The following is a 20635-nucleotide window of genomic DNA, read 5'->3' on the forward strand; positions in this document are numbered from 1 at the left end:
GAGATCGCAGGGTGATCGGGGTCGTTTTCTAGGCTGGCCCAGGTTTCCACGGTTGCGCGCTCCATGGCTGACACCTTTTCCTTCGACGTCGTTTCCGATTTCGACCGTCAGGAACTGGTGAACACCCTCGACCAGGTGCGGCGCGAGGTGTCGCAGCGCTACGACCTCAAGGACTCCGCCACCACCATCGATCTGGAGGAGACCAGCCTCACCATCACCACCGCCAGCGACATGACCCTGCAGGCGGTGGAGGACGTGCTGCGCCAGAAGGCCACCAAGCGCAATCTCTCGCTCAAGATCTTCGATTTCCAGCCGCCGGAGGCCGTGGGCGGCAACCGGGTGAAGCAGGAGGTGAAGCTGCGCAAGGGGCTGAGCAAGGAGCTGGCCAAGGAGCTCAGCAAGACGGTGCGCGACACCCTCAAGAAGGTGTCGGTGGCGATTCAGGGGGAAAGCCTGCGCATCACCGGCAAGAACAAGGACGATCTGCAGGCCGCCATCCAGCTGCTCAGGGAGCAGGACGTGGAGGTGCCGCTCCAGTTCGAGAACTACCGCTGAGCAGCCAGCTCCTGGGCCGTCCCGGTTTCTCTCTCTTTCCGGCCACTACCTTTGCTGTCAAGTGCTTCAGGGGGTGGAACAGTGATCAGGCTGTCCAGCCTCGACCGCCCGGAATCGTTTGTTACGGTGCCGTCGAGAGGCCAAAGTCCTGACAATGAGTGATTGGAAAGTCCGGAACCGACCTTCCTGGATGCGTCAATCCGTGAAGAAAGGAAAGTTCAGTCTTGTAGGCAACAATGGCTGGGCCGGTCAGCCCGTGGTGTCCCGCACGAGGGTGAGTGCCGGTGCAACGGACGGCGATGTGAATCGCGTGTACGTCAACCGCGGCATGTTTGCCAGCTTCAACTACCGCGGCAACAAGGATCGCGACAAGGTGATCTTTGGGGGCCAGGCCGGTGCCATCACCAAGCGAGCCAACAGTGTGATTGATTTCGGTAATGATCGGGTGCGTGATGTGTTCGTGTTCACCAACACCACCCGCGAACACGGCCCCTTCAATCACATGCAGCGCTTCGTGATCAAGAACTTCGGCCGAGAGGATGTGGTGCGGCTGCGCAACATCAACAAGACCTTCCGCTTCAACGATCTGCGCAGCTACGGCAATGGGGTCTACGGCTTCAATGGCGTGCCGCTGGACAAGTTGCGCGTCACGCTCGCTTCGGGCCTGAGCTGAGTCTGCGTAGCCTGGCGCCGCCCGGCAGCTCCAGAGCGTGACCACCCGTGCCCGGTCCCCCCAGGGCTGGCGGTTCTGGATCGATCGCGGCGGCACCTTCACCGATGTGATCGGCCTGGCCCCCTCGGGGCGGATCCAGGTGCGCAAGGTGCTCTCGGTGCAGCCGGACCGGCCCGGTGATCCCGCGGCCCGGGCCATCCGGGCCATGGCCGCTGGCGATCCGATCGCCGAGCTGCGGCTGGGCACCACCGTGGCCACCAACGCCCTGCTGGAGCAGCGCGGCGCGGGTGTGGTGTTGCTGATCAACCGGGGGCTGGGGGATCTGCTGCGCATCGGCGACCAGCACCGCCCCGACATCTTCGCCCTGGCCATCCACCGGCCCCAGCCCCTGCGGGTGAGGGTGCTCGAGGTGGGGGGCCGCCTTGACGCCGAGGGCCGCGAACTCACCCCCCTGCGGCTTGATGCCCCCCTGGCCGCGAGGGTGCGCCAGGCCCGCGCTGAGGGGTACGGCAGCTGTGCGGTGGCGCTGCTGCACAGCCATCGCCAGCCTGCCCATGAGCGGCAGCTGGCCGCCTGGCTTGCCGGCTTCGGCTTCGAGGCGGTGGCCCTCTCCCACCGGCTCAGTGCCCAGCCCCGGCTGGTGCCGCGCGGCCACACCGCCCTGGTGGAGGCGGCGGTGGCCCCGGTGCTGCGGGCCTACCTCCAGCAGGTGGAGGCCGCCCTGGGGTCGGCCACCCGGCTGCGGGTGCTCGGCTCCAGCGGAGCCCTTGTGGCGCCGGCATTCCTGCACGCCAAGGACACGATCCTCTCCGGGCCGGCCGGTGGGATGGTGGGGGCCGTGGCCGTGGCCCAGGAGGCCCTGGGGGCCGCCGGCCACCCCCCGATCCCCGTGGTGGGCTTCGACATGGGGGGCACCTCCACCGATGTGTTCCACTGGGACCCCGGCCGCGGCGCCCTGGCCTGGGAACGGCAGCCGGAGACGGAGATCGCCGGCCTGCGGCTGCGGGCCCCGATGCTGCCGATCCACACCGTGGCGGCCGGCGGGGGCTCGATCCTCCGCTTTGACGGCCAGCGGCTGATCGTGGGGCCCGAATCCGCCGGAGCCGACCCAGGACCCGCCGCCTACCGCCGCGGCGGCCCCGCCACGATCACCGACGCCAATCTGCTGCTGGGGCGGTTGCCGGCCGCTGCGCTGCCGCCGGTGTTCGGTCCAGGTGCCGACCAGCCGGCCGATCTGGAGGCGGTGCAGCAGCGCTTCGCCGAGCTGGCCGCCGCGATGGCGCCCAGCTCACCCGGCATCACCCCCGAGCAGGTGGCCGCCGGCGCCCTGCGGATCGCCATCGAAACCATGGCGGCGGCGATCCGCAGGATCTCGATCGAGCGCGGCCACGATCTGCGCCAGGCGCTGCTGGTGAGCTACGGCGGTGCCGGCGGCCAGCATGCCTGCCGCCTGGCGCGCTGCCTGGGCATCCGGCAGGTGCTGCTCCATCCTCTGGCCGGCGTGCTGTCCGCCTACGGCATCGGCCGGGCGGAGCAGCGGTCCCTGCAGGAGTGCGCTCCCGACCTGCCCCTGATCCCGTCCAGCCTGCCCCGCCTGGAGCGCCTGGCCGCCGAGCTGCGGCGGCAGGGTGGCGCCGAACTCCATGCCGCGGGCGACCTGGAGGGGGCCCAGCAGGAGGTGCGCAGCTGGTGTTCCCTGGAGCTCTGCCTGCCCGGCCGGGAGGATGGCCTGCTGGTGCCCTGGACCCCAGGCCAGGCGGCCGAGGCGTTGCACGAGGCCTTTCTGGCGGAGCACCGCGAGCGGTTCGGCCATGCCCCCGAGCTGGGCAGTGGGGAGCTGGTGGTGGGGCGGCTGCTGCTGGAAGTGGCTCCTCCCGAGCCTCCCGAGCCCCCAGGATCCGCCCCAGCCCCTGCGGCCGAGCAGGTCGCGGCGGAGCGGGCCGGGGTGGCGCTGGTGCGGGTGTGGCTGGACGAGCGGCGGGGCTGGCAGCCGGTGCCCCTGTGGCGCCGGGAGCAGCTCCAGCCGGGCCAGCGGCTGGAGGGTCCGGCGCTGCTGCTGGATCCCACCAGCACTTCGCTGCTGGAGCAGGGCTGGCGGGGGCGGGTGCTGCCGGATCAGGCGGTGCTGCTGGAGGCCACCGCCGTGGCGACGACGGACGGGGGGCCGGGGAGCATCGGCGGGCAGGCCGGCAGTGTGGATCCCACCCTGCTGGAGCTCTACAACCACCGCTTCTCCGCCATCGCCGAGCAGATGGGGGTGCGGCTGCAGCAGAGCGCCCGCTCGGTGAACATCCGCGAGCGGCTCGATTTCTCCTGTGCCGTGTTCGACGGGGCCGGGGCGCTGGTGGCCAATGCGCCCCACATCCCCGTGCACCTGGGTTCGATGGGGGAGAGCGTGGCCAGCCTGATGAAGGCGGTGGCCCGCGGTGAGCGGCCGCCGCTGGCCCCGGGCGATGTGGTGCTCGCCAACGACCCCTTCGGCGGCGGCACCCACCTGCCGGACATCACCGCCATCACGCCGGTGTTCGTCCCTGGCGCGGACAGCGCTGCACCGGCCTTCTTCGTGGCCAGCCGCGGCCACCACGCCGACGTGGGCGGCATCACCCCGGGCTCGATGCCCGCCTTCAGCCGGCGCATCGAGGAGGAGGGGCTGCTGCTCGACAACCAGCTGTTTCTGCATCAGGGCCAGCTGGATGAACCGGCCTGGCGGGCCCGTTTCGCCCGGGGCCCCCACCCGGTGCGCAACCCCGACCAGCTGCTGGCCGATCTCCAGGCCCAGGTGGCGGCCAACCGCCTCGGGGTGGCTGAGCTGCAGCGGCTGATCGACACGGCCGGCCTGGCGGAGGTGCGGGCCTACATGGGCCATGTGCAGGCCAATGCGGCCGAGGCGGTGCGGCGGGTGGTGGCCCGGCTGCAGGACGGCTCGGCCCGGGTGAGCCTGGATGACGGCAGCTGCATTGCCGTGCAGGTGCGGATCAACCGGCGGCGCCGCGTGGCCTGCCTGGATTTCAGCGGCACCTCGCCCCAGCATCCCGGCAATCTCAACGCCCCCCTGGCCATCACCCGGGCCGTGGTGCTCTACGTGTTCCGCTGCCTGGTGGGGGAGGCCATCCCGCTCAATGCCGGCTGCTTCGAGCCCCTGGAGCTGGTGGTGCCGCCCGGCTCGCTGCTCCATCCCCAGCCGCCGGCGGCGGTGGTGGCCGGCAACGTGGAAACCTCCCAGGCCCTGGCCAATGCTCTCTTCGCCGCCCTCGGCGTGCAGGCGGCGGCCCAGGGCACGATGAACAACCTGAGCTTCGGCGACGGCCGGGTGCAGTACTACGAAACCATCTGCGGCGGCACCGGCGGCGGCAGGGATCTCGAGGGCCAGGGCTTTGCCGGCGCCAGTGCCGTGCAGAGCCACATGACCAACTCGCGCCTCACGGATCCGGAAGTGCTCGAGGAGCGTCTGCCGGTGCGGCTGGAGACGTTCCGGATCCGCCGGGGCAGCGGTGGCGCGGGGCGCTGGCCCGGCGGCGACGGGGTGGTGCGGCGGCTGCGGTTTCTCGCTCCGATGACGGTGTCGCTGCTGTCGGGCTCGCGGCGGGTGCCGCCCTTCGGCCTGGCCGGAGGGGAGCCCGGGCAGCCGGGTCGCAACCGGCTGGAGCACGCCGATGGCAGGGTGGAGCACCTGCCGGGATCCACCGAGGTCCAGGTGGAGGCCGGGGATGGGCTCCTGATCGAAACCCCCGGCGGAGGGGGCTACGGCCCCGCGCAGCCTTCGCCGCAGGCCATGCCCTTGTGAGCCTGCCCGGAGCCTGATGGCGGGGCCGGAGGGCTGAGGCAGGAGGGCTCTCAGAGGGGCTGGCTGAGGGCCTCGATGGCCTCGGGCACGCTGCTGAAGATGCCCATGCCGTGCTCACCACGGGCGAGCCCGAAACGCTTCAGCTCCTCGAGGATGGCCCGGGAGTTGGTCACCAGGACGGAGCGCACACCGCCGGCCATGAGCAGATCGCGCAGCTCCAGCAGGGCCTTGGCGGCCGAATAGTCCACGTCATCGATGCCGGAGGCATCCACCACCAGCCCCTGGATCACGGCTTCGGGCTGGTTCACCATCGCCAGCACCTCCTGGGTGAAGCGATTGGCATTCGCATAGAAGAGGTTGGCCTCGAAGCGGTAGGCCAGGATCCCCGGCGCGGCCAGCACGCCCGGCGCCACCGGAACGGTGTGCAGGCCCGTGCCATCCCGCCGTGGTGTCCACAGGCAGGTGCGCGGCCGGTAGGTGTGGCGCACCTGCTCGATCAGCGACAGCACCACGGCCAGGGTGATGCCGGGCATCACCCCCACCTGGGCCACGGTGACCACCGTGGCCATGGCGATCACGAATTCGTTGCGCTGCAGCCGCCACAGCTCCCGCAGGCCATTCCAGTCGATCAGCTTGAGCCCGATCAGAAACACGATCGTGGAGAGCACCGCTGCGGGCAGCAGGCCCAGTGGGCGGGTGAAGAACAGGAGCACCAGCAGCACCACTCCGGCAGCGCTGAGGTGGGCCAGCTGGCTGCGCCCCCCGGCGGCATCCACCATCTCGGTCTTGGTGGGCGAGCCGTTCACCACGAAGGTGCCGCTCAGTCCGGCCGCCAGGTTGGCGCTGGCCAGCCCCACCAGATCCACGTTCTCGAGGCTCCGCTCCCGGTAGCGCAGGGCATAGGCCCTGGCCGTGGCGGAGCTCTGGGCCAGGATCACCACGAAGCAGGAGGCGGCACTCACCAGCACCGCATTCCACTGGGACGGCCCCACCGCCGGCAGCACCAGCCGGGGCAGGCCGCTCGGAACGGTGCCCACCACATCCAGCCCCCGGCCGGGGAAATCGAGCAGGGCACTGAGCAGGATCGAAGCGGCCACCGCGAGCAGGGCACCGGGCAGGCGCCGGTCGAGCCGCCGGCAGACCGCGATCACCCCCAGCACCCCCACCGCCACCAGCAGATGGTCGATCCGGCTCTGGTCCAGGCGCCCCAGGGTGCTGAGCAGCTGCTGCAGGGCACCCTCACCCTGGCGGGAGAGGCCGAACAGGCCGGGCAGCTCACCGGCCGCCACCTGCACACCAATGCCCGAGAGCAGCCCGATCAGGGCGCTGCGGGAGAGGAAGTCCGCCAGGAAACCCAGCCGCAGCAGGGCCGCCACCAGCAGGGCCAGGGCCACCACCAGGGCCACCGCCATGGTGAGCCCCACGTAGGCGGGGGACCCCGGGGTGGCCACGCCGGCCAGGGTGGCCACCAGGATCGCCGCCGTGGCCGAGTCTGCCGCCACCACCAGATGCCGCGAAGCCCCCAGCAGGGCGAAGGCCACCATCGGCAGCAGCATGGTGTAAAGCCCCGTCACCATCGGGGTCTGGGAGATGCGGGTGTAGCCCATCACCTCGGGGATGGCGAGCGCCGCGAGGGTGAGGCCGGCCAGCACGTCGCCGGCCACCTGGTCGCGCTTCAGGGGCAGCAGACCGGCCAGCCGAAGCCGTGAAGCGATCGGGGTGTTCACGGGGCGCTGGTGACGGAGGAATCCGATCCTGACCCCTTGCGGTGGTACCGCAGCCCCAGGCATTTCTGCACCACCGCCAGCAGCAGGGCCGTGCTCCAGCCCGCCATCAGGATGCCCACCAGGGCCTCGAGGGAGGCCAGCAGGCGAAAGGGCAGGGCCAGGGTGATGTCGCCATAGCCGAGGGAGGCGAAGGTGACGCTGGAGAAGTAGAGCGCCTGCTCCACGCTGGCAACGGCCCCCAGCCGCAGGAAGAGCACGGCCCAGGTGAGGATCTCGAGCAGCATGGCCAGGAAGGTGGCCAGGGCGGTGCCGGCGATCAGCAGCAGATGGCGGGAGGAGGTGCGCGAGGCCCAGCGCAGCAGGCCTTCGCTGTTGAAACCGGCCGCCACCATCGCCGAGATCACCAGGTGGATCACGGTGCAGAGCAGGGTCATACCCAGCGCCAGGAGCAGTTGACGCAGGATCTGGGGGGACTGCTGCTCCGCCTCCAGCAGGATCTCGTCCAGGGGAACCGGGCCTGGTGACGGGGTTCCCGCCGCGACCGGGGCCTGCAGCAGAAGGCCCACCAGCACGGCCAGCAGCACGGCCAGCAGGGCCAGGTGGGGCAGAAAGGCCGCCAGGACGCTGCGGCTTCGTTGGGCCATCAGGCTGGATGCAGGGACGCCATAGGTTGTCCGCAGCTTCCTCAAGGCCATGGTCCAGGGATACCTCAATTGGGCGATCCTGGCGACCTTCGTGTTTGCCTATGCGCTTGTGGCGGGGCGGCTCCAGCGCACGCCTGTGTCGGCAGCAATGGCGTTTCTGTTCGGAGGGTGGCTGTTGAGCCCGGTCGTGCTCGGCTGGCTGCAGTTGTCGGTGGACTCCGAGGGTCTGCGTACCCTCACCGAGTACTGCCTGGCCCTGATCCTGTTCTCCGATGCGGCCCAGGCCCAGTTGCCGGTGCTGCGCGACAGCGCCCGCCTGCCGCTGCGATTGCTGGGGCTGGGCCTGCCGCTCACGATTGTGTTCGGCGCCATCGTGGCCCATGCCCTGTTCCCGGGCTGGTCACTGGTGGAGGCCGGCATCGTGGCCGTGGCTCTGGCCCCCACCGATGCGGCCCTGGGGCAGCCGGTGGTCACCAACCCCCATGTGCCCGCAGCGATCCGTGAAGACCTGAGCGCCGAAAGCGGCCTCAACGACGGCATCTGTGTGCCCTTTTTGCTGTTTCTGCTCAGCCTCGCCGCGGGTTCCATGCCTGCTTCTCAGGGCGTCGCGCTGCTGGTCCGCTTTTTCCTTTCCCAGATCGGTGTGGGGGTGCTGGTGGGTGTCTGCCTCGCCTAACTCGCCTGTGCCGCCCGCGACCGCTGCGCCGCCCTGGGCTGGATCACCGCCGACTGGCGGCCCGTGCTGGCGGTGGCCCTGCCGGTGGTGGTGTTCTCGCTGGCCCAGGTTCTGGGGGGGAGTGGCTTCATCGCCTGTTTCTGTGCCGGTCTGATGCTGGGGGGGCTGACTCCCCGGAACAAGGAACTGGAGCTGGCGGCGGCCGAGGGGGCCGGGGATGTGCTGTCGCTGATCACCTGGATGGCCTTCGGTTCGGCCGTGCTCGGGAGAGCCCTCGGCGCGATTTCTCCGGCCACGCTGGCCTACGCCGTGCTGAGCCTCACGATCGTGCGCATGCTGCCGGTGGCCCTGGCCACGGCCCAGATGCGCCTGCCCAGAGCCACCACCCTGTTCATCGGCTGGTTCGGGCCGCGGGGGCTGGCCAGCATCGTGTTCGCCGTGATGGTGCTGGATGGGGGGCTGCCCCATGGCCAGCAGATCGCCGATGTGATTGCCCTCACCGTGGTGCTCAGCGTGGTGGCCCATGGCCTCAGCGCCGTGCCCCTGGCTGAACGCTACGGGCGCGTGATGGCCCGTTTGGGCGGATCGGCAGCGCCGTAGGCCTGAGCGGCGGCAATCAGCTGGCAGGGAGCAATTGTGGTGTGGCTTCGACCAGCGGCCGGGTGGGATCCCCCCAGCCGGTCGCCGGCAGCAGGGCAGGAGCCCCGCTGGCGGGCCGGGCAGCGTCGCCGGCGGCGAACACCTGCTGCACCCAGCTGAGCATCAGCCCCCGCAGCACGGCCTGTTCGGCTGCTGACCCCGGCCGCAGGTTGAAGTGGTTCCCGCCCGCCGCCAGCACCAGCTGGTGGCCGCGGCTTTCGGGCTGTCTCTGGAACGGCGTGAGGGCTTCAGGGCCGAAGGGCACCACCCAGTCCTTCGAGCCGCTCACCACGACAGCCCGGCCATTCATGTCCTTGGACGCGCCGTGGTCGAACAGCAGCCGCATCGGTGGGCTCACGGCCACCACGCCGAGCACCCTGGGTTCCGCCACATCCGCCTGATTGGCGGAGCGCAGGAAACTGCACTGCAGCACCCAGCTCACATTGGTCTCTGGATCGTTGAGATTGCCGCAGCGCCGCCCCAGCCTGCCGTCGCTGGGTTTGAGGCCAGCCAGCTGAAGCGCGGTGATGGCCCCCCAGGAGTGCCCCAGCACCACCAGCCGCCCGGAGGGGATGGCCCCCAGGTTGAGCCGGTCGGAGTCCACCGCCGCCAGCAGCGCGCGGATATCGAGAGGGCGCAGGCCCAGCTCTTCCGGCTCGGGCGGCGGGATGGTGCCGGAGAGCATGGCGGCCTGCTGGGCCTGGTCGCTGCCGGGGTGTTCCGGCAGCAGTACGGCATAGCCATGACTGGCCAGGTGGCCTCCCCAACCCTCGAAGTTCACGGGGGAATCCCAGAGCCCATGGGAGATGAACACCAGACCCTTGGGGGAAACGCCCTGGGGCAGCAGGGCCACGCTGCGCAGGGGATTTTGACGGTGCGCCACCGGCAGCGACAGTTCCCGGCGCTGCACGGCGAAGGGGCCCGGGCGGTTCAATTCGGGATCGGCTTCCACCACAGTCCCTTTGGCCAGGAGCGCCTGGGCTGGCGCCTGCTGGCGGTGCAGCCGCTCGAGCACGACCAGGGCGCGCTGCAGATCGATGGAGGCGCGCTTGCCCGGCATGGCCCGCAGCAGGGTCAGCAGGGTGACGGATCCCTCCTGCTCGCTGAGGCTCAGGGCCTCCGAGAGCTTCTCCCCGCTCAGATCGGTGGACACGCCATCGACGCGCACCAGGGCGGTGGTGGCCAGGAGCGCTTCCCGCAGCAACGGTGATCCAACAGACCCTTGCAGTCCCTTGGCCACACCGGGGGGCAGCTGGATCGGATGGTTGAACAGCCGCAGCACCTTCGGCCCGATCACACCGTCGCTGGCACGGTCGAGCTCGGCCAGATCGCTGCTGCCAGCCAGCAGATCTTCGGCGCTGCTCAGCTCATCCAGCCGCACCACCAGGTTCTCGCCGATCAGGGGCAGGCGGAGCTCGAGTTCCTCCAGAGCCATGGCCGGCCTGGCCTCCACAGCCACGGTTGCTGAAGCCGCCAGGCCGAGGGCCAGTGCCGGAAGCACGCCCCGGGGATGAGGACGGCAACAAGGACGACCCATCGGGCCCGAACAGTGAGGGAAGCTTCTCCACCCTCCCACGCCCGTGGATCCGATCGGGGATGGATTGCGACTGTCCAACGGGTTGGCTCGTCGGGCTTGACTCCGCTGGGTTGATGAAATAGGAGGTTGCCGGGCTGCACCGGATCTGCGTGACGATCGGATGCTGCCGGGCAGCGCACAGTGTGAGGTGGTTCCGGCGCTTGGCCCGAGTGGTCGCTAGGTCCGGTCGCCCGATCGGCACCCGGTGCCTGGCCGGTGGATCAGCGGCAGGTCGATCGGAATGATCAGTGGGGTCACCAGCACGCCATGGGTTGCCTCCATGCTTCAGAGGGTTGTCCCCGCCCTGATGGGTGCTGCCGTGGCGGGGTGGATGGCGCCAGCGACTTGGGCCTCGGCCATCGGCTCCGCCAGCCTGGAGCACCTGCTCTCCCGCAGCCTGGCGGAGGCCGATCCTGAGCTCCGCAGCCAGTTGCTGCTCGATCTGCTCGAGTTCTGCCTGCGCCAGCGGTGCCCGCGTGATGGGGCGACCCTGCAACGGGATGCGGAGACTGCCGTCACGGCCATCCAGGCCCCGGACCGTCGGCTGGAGCAGTGGCTGCGGCTGGCCCTGCTCCTGCAGCGCCATGGAGAGCCCGATCGGGCCCGGCAGGCCCTCCAGCAGGCGAATCAATCGTTACGGGCGGTTCCCACAGCCCGACGCGAGGCCCTCCTGCTTCGCCTCGGCCTGGCCTATGCCGAACTGGGTGACCAGGAGCGGGCCGAGCAGGTTTTTGCCGAGGGCGAGCAGCTGATGCAGCTGGCCGAAGCACGGAAGACGGCCTTCCCCTTCCCGGAGCAGAAGCTGGAGGGCAAGGTGGGCCTGGCGGTGAGTGCGGCCACCTATGACGACACGACGATCAGCGCGGTGGCCAACTTCGATCTCTACAAGCAATGGCCCCGCGACGACTTCGAGGCCAATCTCTTCGCCTCGATCAACTACGACAGCTCCCGCGACTTCAATCTCACCTGGCCGGTCAGTCAGGGATTTCTGGCCTACCGCCACCGGCTCGACCGACGCCAGTTTCTTTTTGTGGATCAGCTTGTTGCCGTGAATGACAGCACCTTCTCCACGCAGAACGACGATGATGACATCTCCGTGCTCTCCGGTACGCTATTGGGCTATGGCTACACCATCTGGCAAGGGCCAGAACCTGGCTCGTTTCAGGCTGTGCAACTCGGCATTGGGCCTCGCTATGAGTATGCCGAAATTGATCTGAACCGGCGACGTGATCAGGTGGACACTACCGTTGCCCTGGTCTACCGGAGTCGTGAGGTGCCCATCGGCGCAGCGAAGTGGAGCCAGGTGTTTGCGGTGGCCACACCGGTGGATACGTTCGATGAAGCGTTTTTCTGGTCCTCGACACGGCTGGACTGGCCCATCACCAAGCGGTGGATGTGGACGAACCGCCTTTCCGTGCGGTACCGGTCGCGTCCGCTCGAACCAGGCTTTGAACGGCTGAATGTGATTCTGTCCACCGGCCTCACCTACAGCTTCTGAATGCCCTTTCTCCGTCACCCGGGCTTCGCGGATCTCATGCGCAGGCTGCTGGCGTGGATGGCTGCAGCCTTCGGCGGTCTGCTGATGCTGCTGGGCACCCTGCTGCCGGTGCAGGCCCAGTTCCTGCCTGCCCTCGATACCACGGGCGGACAGCAGGTGACATCGCCGCAGTTTCTGCCCGTTTTTTCCCAGGGGAACGTGGAGCTGTCTCCCGTGTTTCTGGATGGACGGATCATCGGATCCGTTTCAGGTTTCATTGACGTCAAGAACTCCGGGGCGTCATCGGGTAACGATGCCGCCTACTCGGCATCCCAGCGTGCCTTTGTGATTCACAGCCGGCTCCAGAAGATCCTCACCTCGATGACCACCTTCACGGCGAGGGTGTCGGCCGAGTCGGTTGATTCACAACGTCAGCCCAATGTTGTTCAGCAGCGTCGCCAGCTGGCCAGAAATCTGCATACCTTTGTGCGGGAGGCGGGTTCAAGCTTCGAGGTGTTTCTGGCTTTTCCCCGCTCCGACCCGCCGGAGCTGGTCTACACAGTCACTCCAGCCGATGTGGCCAGGGTCAGGACGGACAGTTCCGAGCCTGTGGCCATCGCCCGGCGCGTCGCGAGCAAAGTGAGAGGAATCCTGTTGGATGCCTGGGAGGAACGGCAGCCCCCTGCGCTCTGGCGGTCGGCCCGGCGGGCGGGGCTCGGGCTCCTTGTGATCACCCTCGCCAGTGGCCTCGGCATGCGGCTGCAGAAGCTTCTGCGAAGGCGCCAGCATGCCATGAGCGACAGGCTTCGGGAGTTGACCCTGGAGGCGCCTGATCCAGAGGCAGGCTCCTCCCAGGAGATCGAGAGCAGCCGGCGTCAGGCCCCGCGACTGGTGCAGCTGCGGATGTCCTTGCGGCAGAAGCTCAGCCTGCTTTCGTTCTACCGCTCCTCGCTGTTCTGGGGTCAGTGCCTGCTCTGGACCTGCGGTATCGCCTGGGCGGCCGGCCTCTTCTACTGGACCCGGCCCTTCAGCAACTGGATCTTCGGTATCTCGGTGCGCGGGCTGATCACAACGGGCCTGGCTACGGACAACCGGGGATGGCCCCCATTGGACTGGGTGCTGACCCTGGGCAAGGACGCCACGATCGGCACACCTCTGCTGATTCTGTTCCTGGTGATGATCACCAGGATCTCGATCAAGGCGGGTAACTTTCTCTCGCATCAGTCCGTGAGCCGCTGGGCCCGTCAGCAGACTGACACGCGGGCCAAGCTACGGGCGCCGACGCTGTCGCGTTCGCTGAGGGCATGGGTGCGCGTGGGCGTGTATCTCCTGCTCGGCATGGTGATCTTCTACCAGCTGCATCAGCTGGGAGCGGTGACCCAGGCCGTGGCGATCCTGCTCGGTTTTCTGAGCTTCGCCCTGTCACTGGCGTCGCAGAATCTGCTCAAGGATCTGATCGGCGGCTTGATGATCCTGATCGAGGATCAGTTTGCTGCGGGGGATGTGGTGGTCATCGGTGACCAGAGCGGTCTGGTGGAGAGCGTGGGTCTGCGGGTGACCCAGTTGCGCAATCTGGATGGGGAGCTGATCAGCATTCCGAACGGCACCATCACCACGGTGCGCAATCTTTCCAGCAGCTGGTCACGGGTGAACTATGCCCTCACGGTGTCGATCGGCGCGGATGTGGATGCGGTGATGGCCCTGATGGAGTCCGTCGCTCAGGATCTCTTCCGTGATCCTGCTTGGGCGGAGCGCATCCTCGAGCCCCCGGAGATGCTCGGCATCGATGAGATCGCCCACACGGGTGTGCTCATCCGCATCCTGATCAAGACGCAACCCCTGCAGCAGTGGCCTGTGGGCCGTGAATACCGCCGCCGCCTCAAGCAGGCCCTCGATGCCGCCGGCATCGACGTGGGAGTTCCCCGGCTCGATCTGATCGGGCCGGCCCTGCCCCGCCCCCCAGCACCATGACCCCGTTCTCCCATCGGCGCGTCGTGCCGCTGTTGCTGGCCCCGTCGCTGCTCCTGCCTGCGGGGCCCCTGCGGGCCGATGTGCTGCAGGAGCGGGAGCAGCGTTCCCATCCGGTGTGGTCGCCGGGGGGGATGGTGGCCGTGCAGGAGCCCCGGGCTGCCGCGGCCGGCGTGGAGCTGCTGCGGCAGGGCGGCAATGCCGTGGATGCGGCGATCGGCACCGCCTTCGCCCTGGCAGTGACCCATCCCCAGGCGGGCAACCTGGGCGGCGGCGGTTTCCTGGTGCTGTGGCTGCCGGGGAAGTCCCCGGCGCGGGCCCGGGGCTGCCTGCCAGTATCCGGGGCTTCAGGCCGCGGCGCCGGCCCCGAGCTGGCCATCGGCCAGGGCACGGCGGTGGCCGTGAACTTCCGCGAGACCGCCCCGGCGGCGGCCCGCCCCGATCTGTTCGTGGGGCCCGATGGGACGGTGGATCGCCAGCTGGCCACCCGCAGCCTGCTCAGCACGGCGGTGCCTGGGTCCGTGGCCGGCCTGGTGCTGGCCCAGCGCTGCTACGGCCGCCTGCCGCTGCAGCGGGTGATCGCCCCCGCCATCGCCCTGGCCGAGCAGGGCTTTCCGGTGAGCCGCTCCCTGGCGGAGGACCTGCGCCGTGCCCGCCCCCGGCTGGAGGCTGACCCCACTCCCCGCGCCCTGTTCCTGACGGCGGACCGGCCCGGGGCCGTGCTGCGCCAACCGCAGCTCGCCACCACCCTGCGACGGATCGCCGCCGAGGGCGATCGCGGCTTCTACGCGGGTCCCACGGCTGCAGCGCTGGTGGGGCTGATGCGGCGGGAAGGCGGGCTGATCACCCAAAGCGATCTGGAGGGCTACCGGGCCCAGCTGGTGCGGCCGCTGGCGGGCCGCTTCCGCGGCGCCACCGTGCTGGTGCCGCCGCCCCCCAGCAGCGCGATCACGATCCTGCAGCTGCTGGCCGTGCTCGAACCGATGCCGCTGGCGAGCCTGGGGGCCAATGGAGCCGAGAGCCTGCACCGCATGGCCGAGGCCATGAACCTGGCCTACCGCGACCGCAATGCCCTGCTGGGCGATCCCGACCAGGTGGCGATTCCGCTGGCCCGGATGCTGGCGCCCGCCTACGTGGCGGCGATGCGGAGCGCGCTGGATCTGGAGCGCCACCGGCCGCCCGACCAGGTGCAGCAGGAACGGCCGCCCCTGCCCGAGAGCGAGGACACGATCCATCTCTCCACCGCCGACCGGCAGGGGGGCATGGTGGCGCTCACCACCACGCTCAACTTCCCCTTCGGCAACGGCATCGCCGTGCCCGGCGCCGGGTTCCTGCTCAACAACGAGATGGACGACTTCACCGCCCAGCTGGGCAGCCCCAACGCCTTCGGGCTGGTGCAGGGGGCTACCAACGCGATCGCCCCGGGGCGCCGGCCGCTCAGCTCGATGAGCCCCACCCTGGTGTTCCATGCCGATGGCCGGCCGTGGTTCGCCACCGGCAGCCCCGGCGGCAGCCGCATCCTCACCACGGTGCTGCAGGTGCTGCTCAACCGCATCGAGCACGGGCTCAACCTGGCCGGGGCTGTGGCGGCGCCGCGCATCCACGCCCAGCTCCTGCCGGATCGCTTCTTCTTTGAGGAGGGCCTCAGCCCCGACACCCGCCGGCTGCTGGAGGCCAAGGGTCACCAGCTGGTGCGCAGCCCGGCCATGGGGGCGGCCAACAGCGTGGAGATCACGGCCGACGGCACGCTCGGGGTGGTGGACCCCCGCAAGGCCGAGGGCCTGGCCGCCGGCGAGTGAGGCGGCTGGCGCCGCCCTCAGCCGGCCTGAGGGCCCGGAGTGGTGAGCATGTTCACCGCCGAAATGCCCAGGCCCACCCCCAGCAGGGTGCCGATGGCCCAGAGGCTGTCGCTGGGCCACTCGGCGATCAGCATGCCGCCCAGCACGGTGGTGACGATGCCATCGAGCAGCACCAGGCCACGGGCGGGGACCTGGCCCGCGGCCGCTGCGGCCAGTTCCATCACCCCCTGGAAGGCGAGCAGGAAACCCACCAGCAGGGTGAGGCTCACCTCGCTGGCCAGGGGGTAGAGCAGGATGTAGATGCCACCGCCCGCGTAGAGCAGGGCGGAGAGCAGGCGGAACAGCTTGCCCTGCAGATCGGGTTCACCGGTGAGGCGCAGGCCCTGGGAAACGGCGGCGGCGATGGCCACCCCGCCGATCACGATCGTGAGCAGCGTGGCCGACACGAAGGGCAGGGCGATCGCCAGGGCCGCGGCTGCCAGCAGCAGGCCGGCGGTGAGCCAGCGCAGCACGGGGGAGGAGGGAGCGGCCATGGGTCCGGGAGCAGCTGGCGCCACCCTACGCAGGGTTTCCGGGGGCGATTGCCCGCCGGCTTGATCGGCGAATGCCCACACGGGCTGTCGCAATCCATCACAAGCGCCGCAGGGCCCTGGGGAAATCCCTCAGGGTGTGGTCACTCTTGCGGCCCGTGTGGTTTCCATGCTGGAGCTGTTGCCCCCGCTCAACGACCGCAACCTGCCGTGGATGGACACCATCCACCCGATCGTGGTGCACTTCGTGATCGCGATGGCGCTGATCTCGGTGGTGTTCGACCTGATCGGCCGCTTCGGCCGCAGGCCGGCCCTGTTCGAGGTGAGCTTCTGGAACCTGCTGGTGGCCACGGTGGCCATCTTCGTGGCGATCATCTTCGGCCAGATCGAGGCGGGCCTGGCCAATCCCTACGGCGACGCCAGCACGATCCTCAACCTGCACAGCACCCTGGGCTGGTCGCTCGCCGGGGTGCTGGCCCTGCTCTCGGGCTGGCGCTACGTGATCCGCAGCCGCGATCCCCTGCACCTGCCCCCCGCCTTCCTCGGCGCCGGCGCCCTGCTGAGCGTGCTGGTGGTGGTGCAGGTGCTGCTGGGCAACCAGCTGGTGTGGGTGTACGGGCTGCACACGGTGCCCGTGGTGGAAGCGGTGCGCGCGGGGCTGGTGTGATGGCAATTGTGGCTGCACTCAGGGCGTTCACGCCGGTGGCCGATCAGCTGGGCCCCAACCAGCTGCCCTACGCCCTGCCCCTGCACCCCAACCTGGTGCACTTCACGATCGGGCTGTTCGTGATTGCGATCGTGTTTGACATCGCCGGCGCCCTGTTCCCCCTGGAGAAGCGGCTGTTCCGCTTCCTGGCCCTGCCCGTCACCCGGGCCGGCTTCCACGACGTGGGCTGGTACAACCTGCTGGCCTGCGCGGCGGTGACCTTCCTCACGGTGGCGGCCGGCTTCTACGAGATGCTCCTGGCGGTGCCGATCCCCGGCGCCCGCAGCGACTTCGGCCTCGGCAGCGCCGCCACCATGCTCTGGCACGGCGTGGGCGGGGTGGTGGTGCTGCTGCTGATCGTGGCGATGGTGGTGTGGCGCGGTCTGCAGCGCTTCCGCTGGCGCCGCGACCTCGGCCGCCAGGTGCAGTGGAGCTACCTGGTGGCTGGCCTGGGCCTGTTCGTGCTGATCGGTGTGCACGGCACCCTGGGCGCCCAGCTGGCCGGCGAGTTCGGCGTGCACGTGACGGCCGATCAGCTGCTGGCCACTGGCGCGAACCTGCGGGAGGGTCTGCCATGACCACCACCGCTCCGCCGCCGAGCCCGAGGCTGTGGGTGGTGGCCCTGCTGCTGGGGGCCGTGCTGGCCGATCTGGCCGCCAGCCTCTGGATGGCCCAGCAGTCTCACCGCTGGCTGCCGGTGGCCGCCTCGGCCGCCGCCGGCCCGGTGGATGATCTGTTCGCCCTCGAGGTGGGCATCGGCAGCTTCATCTTCCTGGGCTGCAGCGGCGTGATGCTGTGGACCCTGCTGTTCAACCGCGCCCCCAAGTACGACCTCGACAACGGCGATCCGATCGAGGGCAACCTGAAGCTGGAAATCACCTGGACCCTGATCCCGCTGGTGATCGTGATGCTGATCGCCTGGAAGGCGATCGCCGTGAGCGACACCCTCGCCACCCTGGGCGGCAAGGTGCGCGTCACCGGCGGTCACGCCGCCATGCACGGCGCCGAGGGGCCGGCTGCCGTGGCCATGGCCGCGGATGAGCCCGGCGCGGCCAGCCCGATCCAGGTGATCGGCCGCCAGTGGAGCTGGGAGTTCATCTACCCCAATGGGGTGCACAGCAGCGAGCTGCACCTGCCCGAGGGCCAGCGCAGCGTCCTGCGGCTGGAGGCCACCGATGTGATCCACGGCTTCTATGTGCCGGCCTTCCGGCTCAAGCAGGACCTCATCCCCGGCAGCGTGATCGACTACAGCCTCATCCCCACCCGCGCCGGCCGCTACCGGCTGCGGGATTCGATGTTCAGCGGCGGCTACTTCGCCTCCAACCAGACCGATGTGGTGGTGGAGCCACCGGAGGCCTACGAGGCCTGGCTGGCGCAGGCCCTGGGCCAGCCGCTGCGCCCGGCCGCCAATGCCGCCACCGATCTGTATGCCCAGCGCCTGGCCCGGGGCAACCGGGGCTGGGCCACGGTGCCGCCGGCGGCGCCGCCGCTGGTGCACGTGAGCGCCGATCCCACCGCCAGCCACGAGGGTTGACCATGACCAGCACCACTCCGGCTCCTGCGTTCGATCCCCGCGTGCTGCGGGCCCCCCACCCGGTGCCCGGCGCGCCCAACAACTGGCGCCGCTTCCTGAGCTTCAACACCGACGCCAAGGTGATCGGGCTGCAGTACATGATCACCGCCCTGTTCTTCCTGCTGGTGGGCGGCCTGCTGTCGATGATCATGCGCGGTGAGCTGATCACGCCGGCGGCGGATCTGGTGGACCCCAGCGTGTACAACGGCCTCTACACGATGCACGGAACGGTGATGCTGTTCCTGTTTCTGTTCCCGATCCTCAACGGCTTCAACAACCTGCTGATCCCGCCGATGATCGGCGCGCCCGACATGGCCTTCCCGCGCCTGAATGCGGCCGCCTTCTGGATGGTGCCGGTGTTCGGGGTGATCCTGATGGCCAGCTTCCTGGTGCCGGGCGGCCCCTCGGGAGCGGGCTGGTGGGCCTATCCGCCCCAGAGCATCCAGAACCCGCTGGGGCATTTCCTCAATGGCCAGTTCCTGTGGATCCTGGCGGTGGCCCTCTCCGGCATCTCCTCGATCATGGGGGCGGTGAACTTCATCACCACGATCATGCGCATGCGGGCCCCGGGCATGGGCTGGTTCCGCCTGCCGATCTTCTGCTGGACGGCGGTGGCGGCCCAGGCGATCCAGCTGATCGGCCTGCCGGTGCTCACCGCCGGGGCGGTGCTGCTGCTGTTCGACCTCAGCTTCGGCACCAGCTTCTACCGGCCGGAGGGGGGTGGCGATCCGATGCTGTATCAGCACTTCTTCTGGTTCTATTCCCATCCGGCGGTGTACGTGATGGTGCTGCCGGTGTTCGGCATCTTCTCGGAGCTGTTTCCGGTGTATGCCCGCAAGCCCCTGTTCGGCTACCACGTGGTGGCGATCGCCTCGTTCGCGATCACCTTCCTCAGCCTGATCGTGTGGGTGCACCACATGTTCTACAGCGGCACGCCGCAGTGGATGCGCAACCTGTTCATGGTCACCACGATGCTGATCGCGGTGCCCACCGGCATCAAGGTGTTCGCCTGGATCGCCACCCTCTGGCGCGGCAAGCTGCGGCTCACCACGGCCATGCTGTTCTGCCTGGGCGGGGTGTTCAACTTCATCTTCGCCGGCATCACCGGCATCATGCTGGCCACCGTGCCGGTGGACATCCACGTGGGCAACACCTACTTCGTGGTGGGCCATTTCCACACGGTGATCTTCTCCACCATCACCTACGGGGTGTTCGCCGGCATCTACCACTGGTTCCCGAAGTTCACCGGCCGGATGATGTATGAGGGCCTTGGCAAGCTGCACTTCCTGCTCACCTTCATCGGCAGCCAGCTCACCTTCCTGCCGATGCATGCAGCCGGGCTGCTGGGGATGCCAAGGCGCGTGGCGTCTTACGACCCGGAGTTCGCCTTCGCCAATGTGCTGGCCAGCCTCGGTGCCTTCCTGCTGGGGGTGGCCATGATCCCGTTCCTGCTCAACCTGGTGAGCTCCTGGGTGCGGGGGGAGAAGGCGCCGCCGAACCCCTGGCATGCCATCGGCCTGGAGTGGCTGCTCCCCTCACCGCCGCCGGCGGAGAACTTCGAGCATGACGTGCCCACGGTGATCAGCGGCCCCTACGGCTATGGGCTGAACCGGCCCCTGGTGGAGCAGGAAGAGCGCTACATCGCCAGGGCGGCCAACGCCGCCACCGGGGGCTGACGCCATGACCACCACCACGCCCAACCCGGCCGACGCCAACCGTCCCGCCGAGCTCGCCCACGGGGGCCATGGCCATGGCCACGGCGATCACACGCTCACCGGCTTTGTGATCTTCCTGCTCTCCGAGAGCGTGATCTTCCTGGCGCTGTTCGCCGGCTACGCCATCTACAAAACCTCCTCACCCCTGTGGCTGCCGCCCGGGGTGGAGGGGCTGGAGGTGGCCATGCCGCTGCGCTCCACCGTGGTGCTGGTGAGCAGCAGCGGCGTGATCTGGCTGGCCGAGCGGGCCCTGCACCGGGGCCGGCTGCGTGAATTCCGCGCCTGGTGGCTGCTCACCATGGCCATGGGGGCGGTGTTCCTGGTGGGGCAGGGCCTGGAGTGGGCAGGGCTTCCCTTCGGATTGGGCAGCGGTGTGTACGGCGCCAGCTTCTACCTGCTCACCGGCTTCCACGGCCTGCACGTGCTCACCGGTGTGCTGCTGATGGGGCTGATGCTGGCCCGCTCGTTCCAGCCCGGCAACTACGCCAACGGCTCGGTGGGGGTGACGGCCGTGTCGCTGTTCTGGCACTTCGTGGATGTGATCTGGGTGGTGCTGTTCGTGCTGATCTACGTGTGGCAGCGCTGAGGAGGCC

15 protein-coding genes and 1 pseudogene are annotated in these 20635 nt (G+C 69.2%); 12 read left to right on the plus strand and 4 right to left on the minus strand.

The window, feature by feature from the left end; all coding sequences use genetic code 11:
- The first annotated feature begins 63 nt into the window (after positions 1-63).
- From CBM981_RS00120 to CBM981_RS00130, 3 genes are all read left to right on the plus strand, one after another.
- Entirely contained in the window at positions 64-555 is a 492-nt protein-coding gene (locus CBM981_RS00120; RefSeq protein ID WP_087066648.1) for a YajQ family cyclic di-GMP-binding protein, read from the plus strand.
- 190 nt (positions 556-745) lie between these two features.
- Positions 746-1228, plus strand: a complete 483-nt coding sequence (locus CBM981_RS00125; protein WP_157665266.1) for a hypothetical protein — start codon at positions 746-748, stop codon at positions 1226-1228.
- A 37-nt stretch (positions 1229-1265) separates the two neighbouring features.
- Positions 1266-5012 carry a hydantoinase B/oxoprolinase family protein gene (locus CBM981_RS00130; RefSeq protein ID WP_087066652.1) on the plus strand — a complete coding sequence of 1249 codons (3747 nt, stop codon included), beginning with the start codon at positions 1266-1268 and terminating at the stop codon, positions 5010-5012.
- 50 nt (positions 5013-5062) lie between these two features.
- Here CBM981_RS00130 and CBM981_RS00135 read toward each other — a convergent pair whose 3' ends face one another.
- Complete coding sequence (locus tag CBM981_RS00135) at positions 5063-6739, minus strand: SulP family inorganic anion transporter (protein ID WP_225867437.1); 1677 nt, start codon at positions 6737-6739, stop codon at positions 5063-5065.
- The gene (locus tag CBM981_RS00140) at positions 6736-7383 is read right to left on the minus strand and encodes a potassium channel family protein (RefSeq protein WP_087066655.1); all 648 of its coding nucleotides are present in this window, start codon (positions 7381-7383) and stop codon (positions 6736-6738) included. Before CBM981_RS00140 ends, CBM981_RS00135 begins: the two co-directional genes overlap by 4 nt.
- A 49-nt stretch (positions 7384-7432) precedes the next feature.
- Between CBM981_RS00140 and CBM981_RS00145 the strand changes: the two are divergent.
- Positions 7433-8659: pseudogene (locus tag CBM981_RS00145) on the plus strand (cation:proton antiporter).
- A gap of 16 nt (positions 8660-8675) precedes the next feature.
- Here CBM981_RS00145 and CBM981_RS00150 read toward each other — a convergent pair.
- On the minus strand, positions 8676-10199 hold the full coding sequence (locus CBM981_RS00150) for an alpha/beta fold hydrolase (RefSeq protein ID WP_225867438.1): 1524 nt from the start codon (positions 10197-10199) through the stop codon (positions 8676-8678).
- A gap of 406 nt (positions 10200-10605) precedes the next feature.
- Between CBM981_RS00150 and CBM981_RS00155 the strand changes: the two genes are divergently transcribed.
- Genes CBM981_RS00155 through ggt form a run of 3 tightly spaced genes read left to right on the plus strand, consistent with a single transcriptional unit; the run spans position 10606 to position 15518 of the window.
- Positions 10606-11772, plus strand: coding sequence for a tetratricopeptide repeat protein (locus CBM981_RS00155; protein WP_157665268.1), 1167 nt, complete (start codon positions 10606-10608; stop codon positions 11770-11772).
- A gap of 57 nt (positions 11773-11829) precedes the next feature.
- Positions 11830-13722, plus strand: a complete 1893-nt coding sequence (locus CBM981_RS00160; RefSeq protein WP_172820773.1) for a mechanosensitive ion channel family protein — start codon at positions 11830-11832, stop codon at positions 13720-13722.
- Entirely contained in the window at positions 13719-15518 is a 1800-nt protein-coding gene (gene ggt, locus CBM981_RS00165; RefSeq protein WP_087066661.1) for a gamma-glutamyltransferase, read from the plus strand. Before CBM981_RS00160 ends, ggt begins: the two co-directional genes overlap by 4 nt.
- A gap of 17 nt (positions 15519-15535) precedes the next feature.
- On the opposite strand, the gene CBM981_RS00170 is transcribed toward ggt, so the two are convergent.
- Positions 15536-16051 (minus strand): HdeD family acid-resistance protein, encoded by a 516-nt coding sequence (locus CBM981_RS00170; RefSeq protein ID WP_172820774.1) that lies wholly within the window; start codon positions 16049-16051, stop codon positions 15536-15538.
- Positions 16052-16217: 166 nt separating this feature from the next.
- Between CBM981_RS00170 and CBM981_RS00175 the strand changes: the two genes are divergently transcribed.
- From CBM981_RS00175 to CBM981_RS00195, 5 genes are read left to right on the plus strand one after another with little or no spacing between them, the layout of a single operon-like run.
- Complete coding sequence (locus CBM981_RS00175; protein ID WP_087066663.1) at positions 16218-16715, plus strand: DUF2231 domain-containing protein; 498 nt, start codon at positions 16218-16220, stop codon at positions 16713-16715.
- Positions 16715-17332 carry a DUF2231 domain-containing protein gene (locus CBM981_RS00180; protein ID WP_087066665.1) on the plus strand — a complete coding sequence of 206 codons (618 nt, stop codon included), beginning with the start codon at positions 16715-16717 and terminating at the stop codon, positions 17330-17332. The genes CBM981_RS00175 and CBM981_RS00180 overlap by 1 nt, the downstream gene beginning before the upstream one ends.
- Entirely contained in the window at positions 17329-18288 is a 960-nt protein-coding gene (locus CBM981_RS00185; RefSeq protein ID WP_087066667.1) for a cytochrome c oxidase subunit II, read from the plus strand. The genes CBM981_RS00180 and CBM981_RS00185 overlap by 4 nt, the downstream gene beginning before the upstream one ends.
- 2 nt (positions 18289-18290) lie before the next feature.
- On the plus strand, positions 18291-20003 hold the full coding sequence (locus CBM981_RS00190; RefSeq protein WP_087066670.1) for a cbb3-type cytochrome c oxidase subunit I: 1713 nt from the start codon (positions 18291-18293) through the stop codon (positions 20001-20003).
- Positions 20004-20007: 4 nt separating this feature from the next.
- Positions 20008-20628 (plus strand): cytochrome c oxidase subunit 3, encoded by a 621-nt coding sequence (locus tag CBM981_RS00195; RefSeq protein ID WP_087066672.1) that lies wholly within the window; start codon positions 20008-20010, stop codon positions 20626-20628.
- Positions 20629-20635: the final 7 nt, after the last annotated feature.

The sequence above is a fragment of the Cyanobium sp. NIES-981 genome, from assembly GCF_900088535.1.
Classification (GTDB): Bacteria; Cyanobacteriota; Cyanobacteriia; order PCC-6307; family Cyanobiaceae; genus NIES-981.